The organism is Bacillus sp. JJ1562 (assembly GCF_036962705.1).
Classification (GTDB): Bacteria; Bacillota; Bacilli; order Bacillales; family Bacillaceae_L; genus Ferdinandcohnia.
On record NZ_JBALOQ010000016.1, the window covers coordinates 40,276 to 53,992 of the forward strand.

Below are 13,717 nucleotides of genomic sequence, written 5' to 3' on the forward strand. Positions count from 1 at the left end.
ATTGGGGCTAAAAAACCATTCAAGATGGTTCTTTAGCTTCCCTGTTCTCAAGATACATTTGCGTATGTTCGACAAGATGATGGATGGATATGACTGTTAATTCCCCGTGTTGGACAGTTCCTACAGCAAAGCGACCATCGTCATCCTCCACGATAAACGAAGTTCCATGATCAGCATCCATTATATTATCACAAATGGAAATGATTTTAATATACAAAAAATCTTTATTCACATTCATATTTTTTGTATGTGATGTAAACCGGATAATGATTTCTTTTCCATTAATATTGTATCTGAACATCATAACAGCCTCCATCTAATCAGATAAAACGCGTTCAATTTGGATTGATTTTTGAACAGATAAATCGATAATCGTATTCGATACCTCAACTAATGGATTTAGTAAATCATATGGATTTATGTACTTAATGCTTCCTATTTTGCTGTCTGTTAGCAAAACACGATGACCAATTAATGCATTCATAATATGCTGTAAAAATGGTACTAATATGGTTGGTTCGAGCTTCCCAAACATATCGTCATTCATTTGTTTGATCACTTGATAGAAAGGTGTTGCATCATGATAGACGCGGTTTGATGACATGGCATGAAAGACATCTGCCACAGCAACAATTTTGGATAAATAACTAATTTTGGAGCCCTTTAAACCAAACGGATATCCTTTCCCATCCTCCCTTTCATGGTGCTGGAGAGCAACAAGGCTTATTTCATGATTAATTCCATCCGTATTTTTTAAAATTTCATAGCCATAAATCGTATGCTTTTTTACAATTTCATATTCTGCTTTAGTTAATTTACCAGGTTTATTTAAGATTTCTGTGGGAATTTTTGTTTTACCAATGTCATGCAAGGTCGCTGCGATAGTGAGTGCTGACAAATCCTTATCAGACAATGAAAGCCATTTGCCAATTAACGTAGCAATCACGCCTACTCCGATATTATGTCGATATGTATAATCATCTGCAGACTGAAGCTGATAAAACAAATGAAAAAATTGTGGGATTTCCGATGCGGTTTGAATAATTGGGATAACCGTTCGTTTAATTTCAGCAAGCGGTAGCTTCGTATGACGCCTTACAAAATAAAAAATATCTTCTACCTGGTCAATCGCTTCCTCAAGTTTCTCAGTAATGACTGATACGGGTGGTTTATTTGAATTCCCACCACTGTAATCGCTATCAAAGCCATCGATAATTCTATCAAGTTCATTAGGCTGAATAATAGTGATTTTTGTTCGATCGTTCTTCATTTTGTATGGACTCCCCACTAAGCCTTGTTTCTATTATTATATCAAAAGATGGAATTTCTACAATAATTAATTGAATATACGAAAATATCACGCGATAATTGTAACCGTTTTTATAAATAGCTCAATTTTTTTCCAAGAATACGTAAAAAACCCTTTATTCCCTTGACTTTACACGATTTAGGTTGTATATTAAAATCATCATTTAGCTAGAAGTTTAGTATTTTTTTTATTATATTTTTATTTTTAAAGATACATAAATGATTGGCTATTTGATAAAAATTTTTACGTTGCACGGTTGTGCCGAAGGTTTAGGAGGAAAGCATAATGCAAAACGGTAAAGTAAAATGGTTTAACAACGAAAAAGGATTTGGCTTCATCGAAGTTGAAGGTGGAGACGATGTATTCGTACACTTCACAGCTATCGAAGGTGACGGTTACAAATCTTTAGAAGAAGGTCAAGAAGTTTCTTTCGAAGTTGTTGAAGGAAATCGCGGACCTCAAGCTGCTAACGTTGTAAAGCTATAATTCTTACATTTTATTTTAAAAATGTGAAACCAAGGCTGATTTATTATCAGCCTTTTTTGAGGCTCTTTTTACTTGAAAAGAGCCCGACTTATTAAGATAACTTTTCCCCATATTCCTTTAGTTTTTGTCCCACTGTACAATTTTTAATACAAAAGTTTTGGGCATAGCGCTTTCCATTTTCCTTCCGAAAATGCTCTCTTACAAAACATTCTTCGCAATAAGTGTCAAGCATTTCACCAACTTCCAAAATAAGTCCCTTACGGTTCATAAAAAAATCAACTCCTATTTTAATCGGTTTCGCGTCTCTCCATTCGAACAATCATCCATACCAAGCAATTTCACTTAATTAAAGAGTATGATGGGTAGGCTTAATTACTTAACCTTTTATTTCAAATTTACTGGAAACGAGCGTTCCTTCCAGCGCCTGTGTAGCCAGTCGATCTGTTTCTGTATTTTGCTTACGTCCAATCGGATTGTAGATTGCATGAATTCCTAATTTTTGTATTTTCTCCTCGATTCGATCCAACCACCTATTGAGGTTTTCCTCAAAGCATGGCCACTCTCCAGAAAGCTGGTTCAACACAACATGGGAATCCCCTTTAAAAGTCACTGTGGAATGGTGTACACCTAACTCCTCCAATGTGTTTAACATCAACCAAAATGCTGCATACTCCGCTTCATTATTTGATTCCATTTCTTCAAACATTTCATTGACTCTAACCCGAAATGGTTTTTTATTTTGCGTATAATAAATGGCAACGCCTAAACCGGCATTACCTGATTGTATATCATATCCCCCATCGAAAAAAGCCGTGATATCCTGAGGTTCGGTTTCAATTTCTTTGATCAGCTTAATGAGTTCTTTTTTCGTCCATTTTGTTTGCCGCTCATCATAAAAAACAAGTTCCTTCGTACGTCCAGTTCGCTCAAAGTCTTCTGCTAAAAGCAAAGCGTTTTCTGCAGAAACTTCCTCAGACATCAAGGTGATAACTTGATTTTTGGGCGTTTTATATGTCCATTCTAGCCTAAGTTTCATCACGCTCATCCTCTCTAATGAACCGTATCTTCATTTTTCCTAATTTTTTACTCATTATACACTCTTTCAATTGGATATGTACTCTCACATTATTTTAAGAGCGAATTTCACTTCACTATAATGCTGGTTTAGTGATAAAATCCAATATATGAAATATGTATGGAGGCATTTTATGATTGAAGTGTATATAGATGGTGCGAGTGCTGGAGATCCTGGTCCTTCTGGTGCAGGTATTTTTATTAAAGGTAATGGTATTGTCGAAAAGCATTCTATTCCGCTTGGTAACATGACAAACCATGAAGCTGAATATTACGCTCTACTTAAAGGACTTGAAATTTGTATTAAAAATGACTACAAAGTTGTTTCCTTTCGAACTGATTCACAGCTTGTTGATCGAGCCATTGCAAAGGAATATGTTAAAAATAAAAAATTCGTCCCCTTGCTCGAAAAAGCATTACAGCTGTCAAATGAATTGGATCTCTTTTTCCTGAAATGGATCCCAAGTGCTCAGAATAAAGTCGCTGATGAATTAGCAAGACAAGGCATCCGCAAAAACGAAATGTAAGGAAACCCTTGGACTAGATAGGTCCAAGGGTTTTCCTTACATGATATTTCGTTCTTCCACAAATCGATAGGCTTGTGCGCGATTTTGAATTTGATTTTCCTTAAGCATCTCTAATAAAGAGATGAAAAAGCTACCGTCAAATTCCTTCTGTACTTTTAATGTAATTTCGATTGCAACATTGACAATTTCGTCTGCTGCTGCCGTATAATGCTGTCCAAATGAAATGAAGCCAACTGCGTCTTCTCCGAGATTAAAGCCTTTTTGAGCTAAAAACTGCAGATACTCTTCTACCCGATTTTCTAATTTAAACAATAGTCCCATCCCCAACAAAAAATACTGATTCTATCCTAATAGTACCGTATTTTTTGTCGAAATTCTACGACTTTCTGGTTAAAAAATAGGCTAATGTTCCTGTAACCATTCCAAATAGCGCACCACCAAGTACTTCTTCTGGCTGATGACCAAGTCTTTCTTTTAATTTTTCTTCCTTATTATCATGATAGTGATGGTCCTTTTGTCCTGCTATTCGTTCGATCTCTTCATCAAGTTCGTTCACTTTTATTGTTAGTTCACCGGATTGCCGGCGGATTCCTTGTGCATCATACATCACAATTAATCCAAATACGGTGGACAGCGCAAAATCAATGGTTGGAATCCCTCTTTTTAACGCAATAAAAGTAGCTAGTGACGAAACACCCGCAGAGTGAGAGCTTGGCATTCCACCTGTTTCAAAAAAAGTACCCCAATCCCATTTTCCCGTTTTCAATTTTTTAATTGGAATTTTTAAAAATTGAGCAAGTCCTATTGTAAGTAATGCGGTATAGATTCCTTTGTTCACGATTCTCACCTCATGGTTAGTTTCCTAGTTCCCCTCCTTTTCTATTCAAGACATAATCCAAAATAGGATGGAAATAATACGAAATGGAGGTGACATGTCATGGCGAAAAAAGCAAACAACCGCGGGAAAGCTCCAAAGGGCGTGAATCCACAAGGCTATAATGAAGATACAGAATTCGGGATGGAACCAAAAAGCGAGCTTGAAAATAGAGCAAAGAAAAAGAATACGAAGATTTAAGGGTTTTAGTGGGGTGCCCCTTTAATGCGTGGGGCATCCTGGATTGAATTTTGCTAAAAACAGTTAATCAAGATTATAAGCAGTGTTTTAAAAATAAAAACAGTATCTCGAGATTAAAAACAGTATATTAAAAATAACAACAGTAAATGCTTTAAATTCCTCACACAATAAAAAAAGAGCACTCATTCGAGTACTCAATTAACTAATAAATTGATCCAAGCCCTTAAATTCAAGCTCCGTAAACTTTTCATGCACTTTTTCACGATTAATTTGGATTAATGCATCTTCAAGAGAGCAGCTAATTGGTACCTCACAATGAATTCTCGCCAATTTTCGGGATAAATGAAGCATGTCCAAATCTTCTTTTATCTTAGTCTTTTGACCTTTTGTTAAATTCTCCACATTTTCAAGAATACCTTCGATTGAATCAAACTGCTGAAGAAGTTTCAGAGCAGTCTTCTCCCCAATCCCTCGAACACCTGGATAATTGTCACTTGAGTCACCCATTAATGCTTTTAGATCGACCATTTGCTGTGGTCGAATCCCTTTTTCCTCTAAAAAGCTTTCACTCGTGTACTCCGCATAATTTCCGATACCTTTTTTCATAATGAGAACCGTGATGTTCTTATCCAGTAGTTGTAGAATGTCTTGGTCACCTGTCAGAATGATCACATCAGAGTCTTGGCTAAATTCCCTTGCAAGCGTACCGATGCAATCGTCGGCCTCATAACCAGATAACCCAACATTCGGGATATCAAACGATTCAACTACATCCTTAACAAGATCAAATTGCGGAATTAACTCTTCTGGTGGTGCACCGCGATTTCCTTTATATTCGTTATACAGTTCAGTACGGAATGTAGAGCTTCCCATATCCCAGCAGCATATAACATGGGAAGGCTTGTACTTATTGACTGCTGTCATCATATGCTTAACGAAACCGTGAATTCCATTTGTTGGGATCCCTTTACTATTTACCATAAAATACCCACTCATAGCTGTCGCATAAAATGAGCGAAACAATAACGCCATTCCGTCTATTAACATAATCTGATTTTTCATCAGCATTTCCTCCTGTCACAAACTCATCATAAAAAGAATTATACCATATATTCATCATGCATTTGTTGGTATCTTCCTTCCAAGCGCGCAAAAATGCCCTCTTATAAAAGAGGGCTCAAAATTAATTGCTCTTCATTTTTTCTGTTTCAACCTCGGCATAGGAAGGAAATTTACGTGGTGTCGTTACATTCCCTTCCGACCCTTTTTTCTTCGAAGCTTGAGATTTATCCTTTTTCAACATGCATGTCTCCTTTGTGAGAGATTTGTGGTTAGTATTACCTAACAGGCATGTTTTCATTATTTGCGAAAAGCGTATTCCTTCACCATATCAACTGTTACTAACCTTCGTAAAGGAACAATTCCTTTTTTGGCAAGCTTATTCATTTCGCTTGTCACTTTGTTAATTTTATCAACGGTGAATTCCTGATTTTGCTTCGCTAAAGCTACTGCCTCGTCAATAAATAGTTCTCGTTTTTGTTCAAGTCCCACGAAAGTTTTGACCACCTCGTGCTGTGAATTTGAATGTTTTGTGATTGCTTCATGGACATTACTCATTTTTATTCCTCCGATGTTTCTTTTGTAATTAGCTTTACAATATGGGGTTTAGGTTCCCAGCAATTAAATCGATATTCCGGCTTTGTATCGTAGCCTAAGCGAACACATCTGTATGTCATTATACCATCTTTTCGTTCGGCAACGAAATTCACACAGGTTGCACATGCATGATACTTTGATTTTGAGTCCGTCAAAATCGGTCACCCCATATGTTCGGTATAGTAGTCATTTAACGTATCATGTACCTTTTCTAAGCTTTCAATATCAATATCTTCAGATAAGATCTTCTTGACCCCATCAAAATACTCATGAATTTCCTGCATTGCATTTTCTTGTAGTGCTTGTAGCCCTTTATTAAATTCTTGTTTGTAAAAGGCAACAAGATTAACTCGATTTTCTTCAAGGTAAGAATTTACAGGTGCATCCAACAATACTTCAAGCTCATCCTGCATTTGCTTTTTTTCATTTTTCTCGAAAAATGATTTTGGATTTTTAAACAAACTTAGTGCCTTTTTATAACGATCGGTTTCTTCATTCTCAAGACCATTCTTAAATTCAATCGATTCAAATTCTAGTTCAATGGACTCCGAAATACTCATATTTGGATTGATAGTTTTTATTTGTTCATTAAAACTACTGAGCTGACCATAGAGCCGCTTCGAAATAAAGGATTCAATTCGCAATGAAGTCGCACGCATTTCTTGGGCTAAATCAAAGCCAACTGATTCCAAAAATTCAGCCAAACATGATCTTAGTGCATTTTTCAAATCCCGACCATCATCTCTAAGCGATGACGGGTTAAAGGCTTCCTTAAACATATCAGATACACGAAGGAAGACTCTTTGCTTAATATAAAAAGTAAGTTCCTTAATCTCCTGCTCTACGACTCCAAATGCGGCCATCTCATCAAAAGTCGATACAACCGACTTCATATTAGTATGCTGCACTTTCGCTTCTTCAAGCTTAGAACGCTTAATATCCTTATCTTCCTTAGCTGACTGAATATAGGAATTAATAATTGCCACCGCACGCTGAATATCTACATATCCTTCATTCACAGCAACCTCTGTCAGTTCATCAATGACAAATGAATGAAAATCTGTTTCAAATCGTTCAATTCCAGATGTTTGAAGGATACCGAGATCCTTGTCACTTACTTCATTAAGCTTCTCAAGCAGAGCAGCTCGACTTGATACAGTATATAGTCGCGGAAAACGAATTCCGTAGCTTACAAGCTGTGATTCTACATATTCTTTAACATCTTCCAACTCATCAGTCGTATTCGCCAGATCTGCCGCATTTATAACAAAGAACATTTTATCCATACTGAACGTGTCCTTGACACGTCCAAGCTGAATTAAAAACTCACGGTCTGCTTTTGAAAAAGCATGATTATAATATGTCACAAACAGAATTGCATCGGCATTTTTGATATATTCAAAAGCAACTCCTGTGTGGCGGGCGTTGATTGAATCGGCCCCCGGTGTATCGACTAAAGTAATGCCTTGCTGTGTTAATGGACAATCATAATAGAGCTCAATCCATTCCACAAAGCATGCCTTTTCTTCTTTCGCGACATAATCATTAAAACCATCCATATCTGTTTTTAAAATTTGATCTAAATGAGCAGGCATGTTTTCAAAACCAGCTACAACCGCTTTTAAGAATGAAAAATGTGGCTTTTCTTTCGCTTCGACTTTTTCGATATTGCTAATTTTCGAGTTAATAATCTCTATACTTGCTTCAAGATTCCCCGCTTTTTCACCAAAAATGTGTAAGGAATGGTTGATATCATCTAATAACTGATTTGGTGACTTAATCTTTACAAGTACAGTCCCGTGTTTATGCTCATCTGTAGGAAATGTAATTTTGTTAATTGTTGCTGTAGTTGGATTTGGTGAAACCGGTAATGCATGTTTTCCCATCAATGCATTAGCAAATGACGACTTTCCAGCACTAAAAGCACCAAATAACGCAACGGTAAAATGTTTATGCTTTAAACGATATGCCTTAGCTTGGATATCCTTTGCAAGCACCGAAAGACCGGTGATTGGTTTAATCAGTTCATGGGCTTTTTCTAAATGAATAATCGTCTGTTCAGACGAGCCCTGCCTTTCTTTTTGATTAAGAACGGGTTTATTTTCAGTTTTTTGTACTACTTTCTTTTGATTCTCTATCTCTTGTAGGATTTCTTCAGTTGAGGAAATCTCCACATGCTCAGTAAATCGTGAAAGTAAGGTTTCAGCTGAATCGACACGATTGATTACATAATTGCCATTCATGATGTCGTCAAGCATACTTCGAATTTCAGCACGTTTTTCTTCAAATTTCTTTAAAGTTGTAAACGCTTCTTGAAAAACTCTATATTTGTCTAATTCAGCTTTTATTTCGATTTCATCTTTGGCAGTAGCCGACTTCAATTGTTCAAGAATGTCTTGTAAGGATGCAACCGCTTTTTGTTTGTATTTTCTCTTAATATAATTTGCAACATCATTTGTATAGGTTAAAATATACTCCCCTGTTACCCGGGCACCGGGCTTGACTAAATTTTTCAGCTCATCTGAAGACAGTTCAGTTACTAATTCATTTCCAGTTAGCTGTGTTGAAAGACGTATGCCTTCCACAAATTTCCCAACAAAGTCTTTCAAATGCCATTCTAATTGAGTGGACATTTTCTCTTTTACATCATTGAAGAAGGCTTGCAAGCGCTCCTCACGTTCTTTTTCCGTTTTATTTTTAGAAAATAATAATCCCACTTTAAAATCCGGTTGAACGGATTCAACAAAAAACTTTGCAAGATCACGCGTTTGGAACGGCATAAGAATCGCATTTGATAAAATCGTTTCGATTTCTTCCATAAACTCTGTTTCAATTTTTTCTCGTTCTTTTGCAAAACTCGCTAATCGACGGTTCAATTTTTCAATTCTAGCTGGTATTGTTTCCCGCTCAGACAATGTTAATGAATGAAGCTTTTCCTTTGTAGTTTCAAGCTCCGGTGCATTTTGATCGTCTAAATATGCAATATGCTCAAGAATGATTTGTCTTGCTGAATGAAAAACGCCTTCTACTAGAAGCTGATCTTTGTTGGCAATTTTATCATGAAGCAATTGCTGAACCTGTTTGAACTGATTATGTTCATGATCTGGGTCTTTCAGTGTTGTATAAAAAATGTTAGAGTATGCAACATTCCAATTTTGGAATGCCTCCTCCACCCCCTGTTTGAAGGATGAAAAGCTTAATTCAGATTCTTTATGTTTATCGACTTGGTTTATGATTAAGTAAACCGATTTATTTCGATCAGTCAATTCCTTTGTAAATTGGAAATTTAGCTCGGATAGGACATGATTATAGTCCATCACATAAAAGAGTAAATCTGCTAAATGCAAAGCTGATTCCGTTGATACGCGATGGGCATCATCAGTGGAGTCAATCCCTGGCGTATCCATGACGATCACTTGCTCCGGTAGTTTCATATTGTCATGACTGATTTCGATCGATTCGATTGCTTCCCCGTCTTTAGCATATGACTTGATGACATCATAATCATACGGTGCAGGGTATTCGATGATTTTACCGTCACGATAATAGACTCGTGCATAATCACGCCCCTGTTTTACTTTTACTAGGTTTGCGCTTGTGGGAATCGGGCTTGATGGTAACAGACTCTCCCCAATGAGTTCGTTGATCATGCTCGATTTTCCGGCTGAGAAATGGCCCGAAAAGCCAATCATATATTCTAAAGTTTTTAGTTTTTTTAGCAGCTGGATGATTTTTGAGCTGCTTTCTGTGTCATTGTTTTTTTCAAAGACATCATATAAGGAAGAAAGTCTCTTTTCTAAGTCTTCCTTTGTCATGTGTTTAATTTGTTGTGTTTGAATCATGTCTAATCCCCTTATTGAGCAATGCATAATTGTGAATATATATGTATTTTACTCTACACCCTTGCTTTTGACAAAGCAGAATATTAAGAAACTAATTTTCATCATAAAAATAACCAGGTATTTACCTGGTCAGTCGGCTGCGAATCATTCCAATTTGTTGATATTCCTCATGTACACTTAATGCCCGCTCTTCAACTGGAATGCGAATAGACATCATTACGTAATTCAGCAATGAAAAGATCATTCCAGTGAAATATGCCTGAAATAACATTGGTATTAAAATGAATTCCAGAGTAACAATTAAATAGTTCGGATGCTTGAAATATTTATAGGGCCCTTTAACCTGCACCTGACTTTTTGGTAATATCATGATTTTCGTATTCCAAAACATCCCAAGTGAATGAAGTGCCCACACTCTGCCAAGCTGGGTTAATGCAAATAAAAAAAATAAAATCGGATATAACACCGATAATTCTTTTCCACGGTAAACGACCTCTACAATTAGTGATACAAAAAACAAAAAATGGATGAGCACTATGTATTTGTAATGGCCGTGACCAACCTCATACCCGCCTTTTGATAAAATCCATTTTTCGTTTCGCTTCGCAATACTAAGCTCAATCAGTCTTTGGGCGATTACCAATGCTATAAAAATCCAAAATATCATCCTATTCCCTCCATTGTAATAGAACTAATTCAGAGCTAAATCCGGGCCCCAAAGCTGTTACTAGCCCATAATCTCCTTCTTTTCCTATCTGTTTCTCCATAAACTCCTTCAATACATAAAGCACTGTAGCCGAAGACATATTTCCCTGCTTACGCAACACTTCTCTTGCAATGTCTGTCATCGAACTTGGAATTTCAAGTGCAGCCTCGTAGGCATCCAACACCTTTTTCCCACCAGGATGGGCGATAAAATGCTTTGTATCGTTCATTTCAAGCTTTTTTGCATGTAAAAATTCATCCACATTGCTCTTTAACCATGATTTCACAATGCTCGGAATATCTTTTGAAAAGATAACGTGCAGGCCAGTATTTTTAATATCCCAGCCCATAACATCCTCTGAATCCTCCATTAATGTCGATTGGGATGATACAAAGGTCGGTAAAACATTGCTAATCGATTGATGCTCGACCTCATCCCCAGCTATACAAACACATGCCGTACCATCAGCAAACAATGAGGTCCCGATTAAATTGCTCTTTGAGAAATCATTTTTTTGAAAGGTTAAGCTACATAGTTCCACCGCTAAGACAAGTACTTTTGCTTTCGGATAAGCTCTACAATAATCAAATGCCCTTGCTAAGCCAGAAGCTCCTCCGGCACACCCTAGCCCCCAAATCGGAATTCGCTTCGTATGTGGACCGAAGTCCATTTTATTCATAATTCTCGCTTCAATACTCGGTGTTGAGATTCCTGAGCTTGAAATAAAGAAAATCGCATCGATTTCACCCGGATTCATCTTTTGTGTAAGCAGATTTTGGTTTCCCAAACAATTGCGAATCGCTTCTTTACCATATGTAACAGCTTTTTTAATATATGTATTATTTTTTTCCTCAAAGCTATGCTCTTTACCATACCATTCCAATGATTCACTGAAATAACGCTCCTCAATTTCACTGTTAGCAAATACCTTTATCAGCCGATCGATATCAGGAAAATGCTCATAAAAGAGGTCTCTAATAAATTCGGTTGTTTTCATTTGATTGATTTTATTTGGTGGGTTGCAAATACCAACCGAAATCACTTTAGGCATGGAAGTTCAACCTTTCTCTTAAAGGAATATTAAGGTTACTTTTTCCAGTTTTAGAATAAGTATGCAAATGTCGAAAAATGGGTACAAAAAAAGCCTTCCCACTTACGGGAAAGCTCACGTTTCAAAGGAGTTGTTTTGTTGTTGTGCATTTATAGTATAACTCAAACATTTCAAACATTCACTAGTAAAATTATGGTTTAAATTTATTCAGGTGTAGTCCTGAATAAATTTAAAGCCTCCAGCGAATGCCACGATTTTTCAAAGGAAATTTTTCATGCATTAACTGGCACTAAGCCCTCATGGAGGGCAAATTACCAGTAAAAGTCTGATCAAATGAACAAAGACTAAGAACGCCACTTCCTGATGTCTTCGGCTTTGTGACCCACCTCGTGTGGGCCTAAAAAAATCGTGCGCAAATACGCCAAGGCGTATTTGATAAATCCTCTTCTTTCTATAACAATTTTTTCACAAGTTCATCTCGTTTTTTATCGATTGCTTCGAAGTCCATCGCAGCTTTGTAGTATTCTTCAAGCTTGTCGTGAAGTCGTTTTGCTTCACTTAAAAAGTTCGTTCCGATCGTCATCTTATTTTTATATTCAAGGTTTAACTCTTCTATTTCGTTTTTGAAGGTGTTTTCGATTTTCGGATCCATACATAATGCAAACATATCGACGACTTCATCATGCTCCCGAAATGGGTCGACAACATGTGGAGCCGTGCCATCAACGAGTGACACGCTTAGTTTTGGAATAATAATCATGTCAATACTTTTCGGATCAAATGCACAATGGAAATATTCAACCGATAGACCATGCTGTTCTGCGTGCTTTGCAACCTTTTTCATTAATGTTGACTTGCCGCTCCCTGGTCTTCCTTTTATAATAAAACGCTTCTCATACTCTTCAGTAATATTATCGATAAAATTTACCGCTCCCTTTGGTGTAGCAGCTCCAAAGAATCTCTTCCGTTTTGTTGGATTTTCTTCCGCTTCAAAAGGCTTACTAAAAATCGTATCAATTAAATTTTGAAGGACTGCATCAGCCTTTTTAAAGCTCATGGAAGAGACATAAATATCTTCGCGCTTTAAATGAACTTTCTTCGCTTCTGCAAAGGTTCTATAGGCATTTTCAAAGCTCTTCGAAATATCATCAGTTAGTTCGATTATTTCATTCTTATATTGCTTTAAGTATTCATCATTGCGGTATTGACCTAAATCGATTACCTTCTCGACAATTCCAGGGTATCTAGGCTCAATAACATGTGGTGCCGTGCCGTCTACAAAACCTAATTTTCGTTCAGGAATTACGATTCCATCTATAGAGTGATTATCTGAAGAACAGTGTAAGTATTCAAGATTATATCCTTTATCCATGAATACAAGGCCGATTTTTCTCATGAAGGTGGATTTACCTGTACCAGGTCCCCCTTTTAAAATATAAAGTGTTTCCAAACCCTCCAATGCCTCATCATACAACGAGTAAAAACCTACACTAGAATTGGTACCTGCATAATAATTTTTTATTTTTGCCATATAAACTGTATACCTCCTTGTAGACATTCGCCTATCTTAGACTATGGCGAAGATGCAATCAGTGTGAATAAAAACGTAAATTTTCACACTCCTTCCACATAGGAAGTTGATTTCTTAATATAATAATCGCTTTTATCATTTCTATTAAAAAATCACTATTAAAAAATAGTGATTAAGAGGACTTCTGATCGTTCTTTTGAACATTAATATCAATTTGAGTAATTACACCGCTCCCACATTTAAAACATCTTTCTTTGTTGTTTAGGAGAAGCGTATGACATCTTGAACAATAGTATCTTATCATTTGCACACATCCTTTTTAACTTTATTCAGCAATTGCCTCCACTTCTTAAAGTGGTGGAAATTAAGCTATAAGTTTAAACAATTCAGTTGAGGTTCAACCCCGACTGAATAAAGTCAAAGCCTCCGGCGGATGCCACGATTTTTCAAAGGAAATTTT

The 13,717-nt window shown here is 36.6% G+C and carries 16 protein-coding genes; 3 read left to right on the top strand and 13 right to left on the bottom strand.

The genetic code is table 11. The features are described from left to right. Positions 1 to 19: 19 nt before the first annotated feature. Positions 20 to 301 (bottom strand): hypothetical protein, encoded by a 282-nt coding sequence (locus V7097_RS09980; protein ID WP_335703463.1) that lies wholly within the window; start codon positions 299 to 301, stop codon positions 20 to 22. A gap of 15 nt (positions 302 to 316) precedes the next feature. Beyond that, positions 317 to 1,270: an HD-GYP domain-containing protein gene (locus tag V7097_RS09985; protein ID WP_335703464.1), complete on the bottom strand. Its 954-nt coding sequence runs from the start codon at positions 1,268 to 1,270 to the stop codon at positions 317 to 319. 324 nt (positions 1,271 to 1,594) lie between these two features. On the opposite strand from V7097_RS09985, the gene cspD reads away from it, so the two are divergent. Next, positions 1,595 to 1,795: a cold-shock protein CspD gene (gene cspD, locus V7097_RS09990; protein ID WP_335703465.1), complete on the top strand. Its 201-nt coding sequence runs from the start codon at positions 1,595 to 1,597 to the stop codon at positions 1,793 to 1,795. Between the two features lie 91 nt (positions 1,796 to 1,886). Here the strand turns inward: cspD and V7097_RS09995 are convergent, their stop codons facing one another. Then, positions 1,887 to 2,063: a zinc-finger domain-containing protein gene (locus V7097_RS09995; RefSeq protein WP_335703466.1), complete on the bottom strand. Its 177-nt coding sequence runs from the start codon at positions 2,061 to 2,063 to the stop codon at positions 1,887 to 1,889. 108 nt (positions 2,064 to 2,171) lie between these two features. Then, entirely contained in the window at positions 2,172 to 2,831 is a 660-nt protein-coding gene (locus V7097_RS10000) for a ribonuclease H family protein (RefSeq protein ID WP_335703467.1), read from the bottom strand. A 172-nt stretch (positions 2,832 to 3,003) separates the two neighbouring features. Here V7097_RS10000 and V7097_RS10005 point away from each other — a divergent pair, with 172 nt between their 5' ends. Then, a complete protein-coding gene (locus V7097_RS10005; protein ID WP_335703468.1) occupies positions 3,004 to 3,396 on the top strand; it encodes a reverse transcriptase-like protein in 393 nt (130 codons plus the stop codon). A 36-nt stretch (positions 3,397 to 3,432) separates the two neighbouring features. On the opposite strand, the gene V7097_RS10010 is transcribed toward V7097_RS10005, so the two are convergent. Next, positions 3,433 to 3,708, bottom strand: coding sequence for a DUF6123 family protein (locus V7097_RS10010; protein ID WP_438824222.1), 276 nt, complete (start codon positions 3,706 to 3,708; stop codon positions 3,433 to 3,435). A gap of 64 nt (positions 3,709 to 3,772) precedes the next feature. Next, positions 3,773 to 4,234: a divergent PAP2 family protein gene (locus tag V7097_RS10015; RefSeq protein WP_335703469.1), complete on the bottom strand. Its 462-nt coding sequence runs from the start codon at positions 4,232 to 4,234 to the stop codon at positions 3,773 to 3,775. Positions 4,235 to 4,333: 99 nt separating this feature from the next. On the opposite strand from V7097_RS10015, the gene sspL reads away from it, so the two are divergent. After that, positions 4,334 to 4,471 (top strand): small, acid-soluble spore protein L, encoded by a 138-nt coding sequence (gene sspL / locus V7097_RS10020; RefSeq protein ID WP_335703470.1) that lies wholly within the window; start codon positions 4,334 to 4,336, stop codon positions 4,469 to 4,471. A 198-nt stretch (positions 4,472 to 4,669) separates the two neighbouring features. On the opposite strand, the gene V7097_RS10025 is transcribed toward sspL, so the two are convergent. The 7 genes from V7097_RS10025 to V7097_RS10055 form a co-directional block, all read right to left on the bottom strand. After that, positions 4,670 to 5,533 carry a 5'-3' exonuclease gene (locus V7097_RS10025; protein WP_335703471.1) on the bottom strand — a complete coding sequence of 288 codons (864 nt, stop codon included), beginning with the start codon at positions 5,531 to 5,533 and terminating at the stop codon, positions 4,670 to 4,672. Positions 5,534 to 5,830: 297 nt separating this feature from the next. Then, complete coding sequence (locus V7097_RS10030; RefSeq protein ID WP_335703472.1) at positions 5,831 to 6,088, bottom strand: YpbS family protein; 258 nt, start codon at positions 6,086 to 6,088, stop codon at positions 5,831 to 5,833. Positions 6,089 to 6,090: 2 nt separating this feature from the next. Continuing rightward, on the bottom strand, positions 6,091 to 6,282 hold the full coding sequence (locus tag V7097_RS10035; protein WP_335703473.1) for a hypothetical protein: 192 nt from the start codon (positions 6,280 to 6,282) through the stop codon (positions 6,091 to 6,093). Between the two features lie 6 nt (positions 6,283 to 6,288). Next, a complete protein-coding gene (locus V7097_RS10040) occupies positions 6,289 to 9,969 on the bottom strand; it encodes a dynamin family protein (RefSeq protein ID WP_335703474.1) in 3,681 nt (1,226 codons plus the stop codon). Between the two features lie 121 nt (positions 9,970 to 10,090). Further along, the gene (locus V7097_RS10045; RefSeq protein WP_335703475.1) at positions 10,091 to 10,636 is read right to left on the bottom strand and encodes an isoprenylcysteine carboxyl methyltransferase family protein; all 546 of its coding nucleotides are present in this window, start codon (positions 10,634 to 10,636) and stop codon (positions 10,091 to 10,093) included. A gap of 1 nt (position 10,637) precedes the next feature. Continuing rightward, the gene (locus V7097_RS10050) at positions 10,638 to 11,726 is read right to left on the bottom strand and encodes a type III polyketide synthase (protein ID WP_335703476.1); all 1,089 of its coding nucleotides are present in this window, start codon (positions 11,724 to 11,726) and stop codon (positions 10,638 to 10,640) included. Between the two features lie 451 nt (positions 11,727 to 12,177). Then, entirely contained in the window at positions 12,178 to 13,257 is a 1,080-nt protein-coding gene (locus tag V7097_RS10055) for a PRK06851 family protein (protein WP_335703477.1), read from the bottom strand. Positions 13,258 to 13,717: the final 460 nt, after the last annotated feature.

What these genes read in the sequence shown, in the direction of transcription:
- V7097_RS09980 (WP_335703463.1), bottom strand. Translation starts at nt 301, where the DNA reads ATGTTCAGATACAATATTAATGGAAAAGAAATCATTATCCGGTTTACA.
- V7097_RS09985 (WP_335703464.1), bottom strand. Translation starts at nt 1,270, where the DNA reads ATGAAGAACGATCGAACAAAAATCACTATTATTCAGCCTAATGAACTT.
- cspD (WP_335703465.1), top strand. Translation starts at nt 1,595, where the DNA reads ATGCAAAACGGTAAAGTAAAATGGTTTAACAACGAAAAAGGATTTGGC.
- V7097_RS09995 (WP_335703466.1), bottom strand. Translation starts at nt 2,063, where the DNA reads ATGAACCGTAAGGGACTTATTTTGGAAGTTGGTGAAATGCTTGACACT.
- V7097_RS10000 (WP_335703467.1), bottom strand. Translation starts at nt 2,831, where the DNA reads ATGAAACTTAGGCTAGAATGGACATATAAAACGCCCAAAAATCAAGTT.
- V7097_RS10005 (WP_335703468.1), top strand. Translation starts at nt 3,004, where the DNA reads ATGATTGAAGTGTATATAGATGGTGCGAGTGCTGGAGATCCTGGTCCT.
- sspL (WP_335703470.1), top strand. Translation starts at nt 4,334, where the DNA reads ATGGCGAAAAAAGCAAACAACCGCGGGAAAGCTCCAAAGGGCGTGAAT.
- V7097_RS10025 (WP_335703471.1), bottom strand. Translation starts at nt 5,533, where the DNA reads ATGAAAAATCAGATTATGTTAATAGACGGAATGGCGTTATTGTTTCGC.
- V7097_RS10030 (WP_335703472.1), bottom strand. Translation starts at nt 6,088, where the DNA reads ATGAGTAATGTCCATGAAGCAATCACAAAACATTCAAATTCACAGCAC.
- V7097_RS10040 (WP_335703474.1), bottom strand. Translation starts at nt 9,969, where the DNA reads ATGATTCAAACACAACAAATTAAACACATGACAAAGGAAGACTTAGAA.
- V7097_RS10045 (WP_335703475.1), bottom strand. Translation starts at nt 10,636, where the DNA reads ATGATATTTTGGATTTTTATAGCATTGGTAATCGCCCAAAGACTGATT.
- V7097_RS10050 (WP_335703476.1), bottom strand. Translation starts at nt 11,726, where the DNA reads ATGCCTAAAGTGATTTCGGTTGGTATTTGCAACCCACCAAATAAAATC.
- V7097_RS10055 (WP_335703477.1), bottom strand. Translation starts at nt 13,257, where the DNA reads ATGGCAAAAATAAAAAATTATTATGCAGGTACCAATTCTAGTGTAGGT.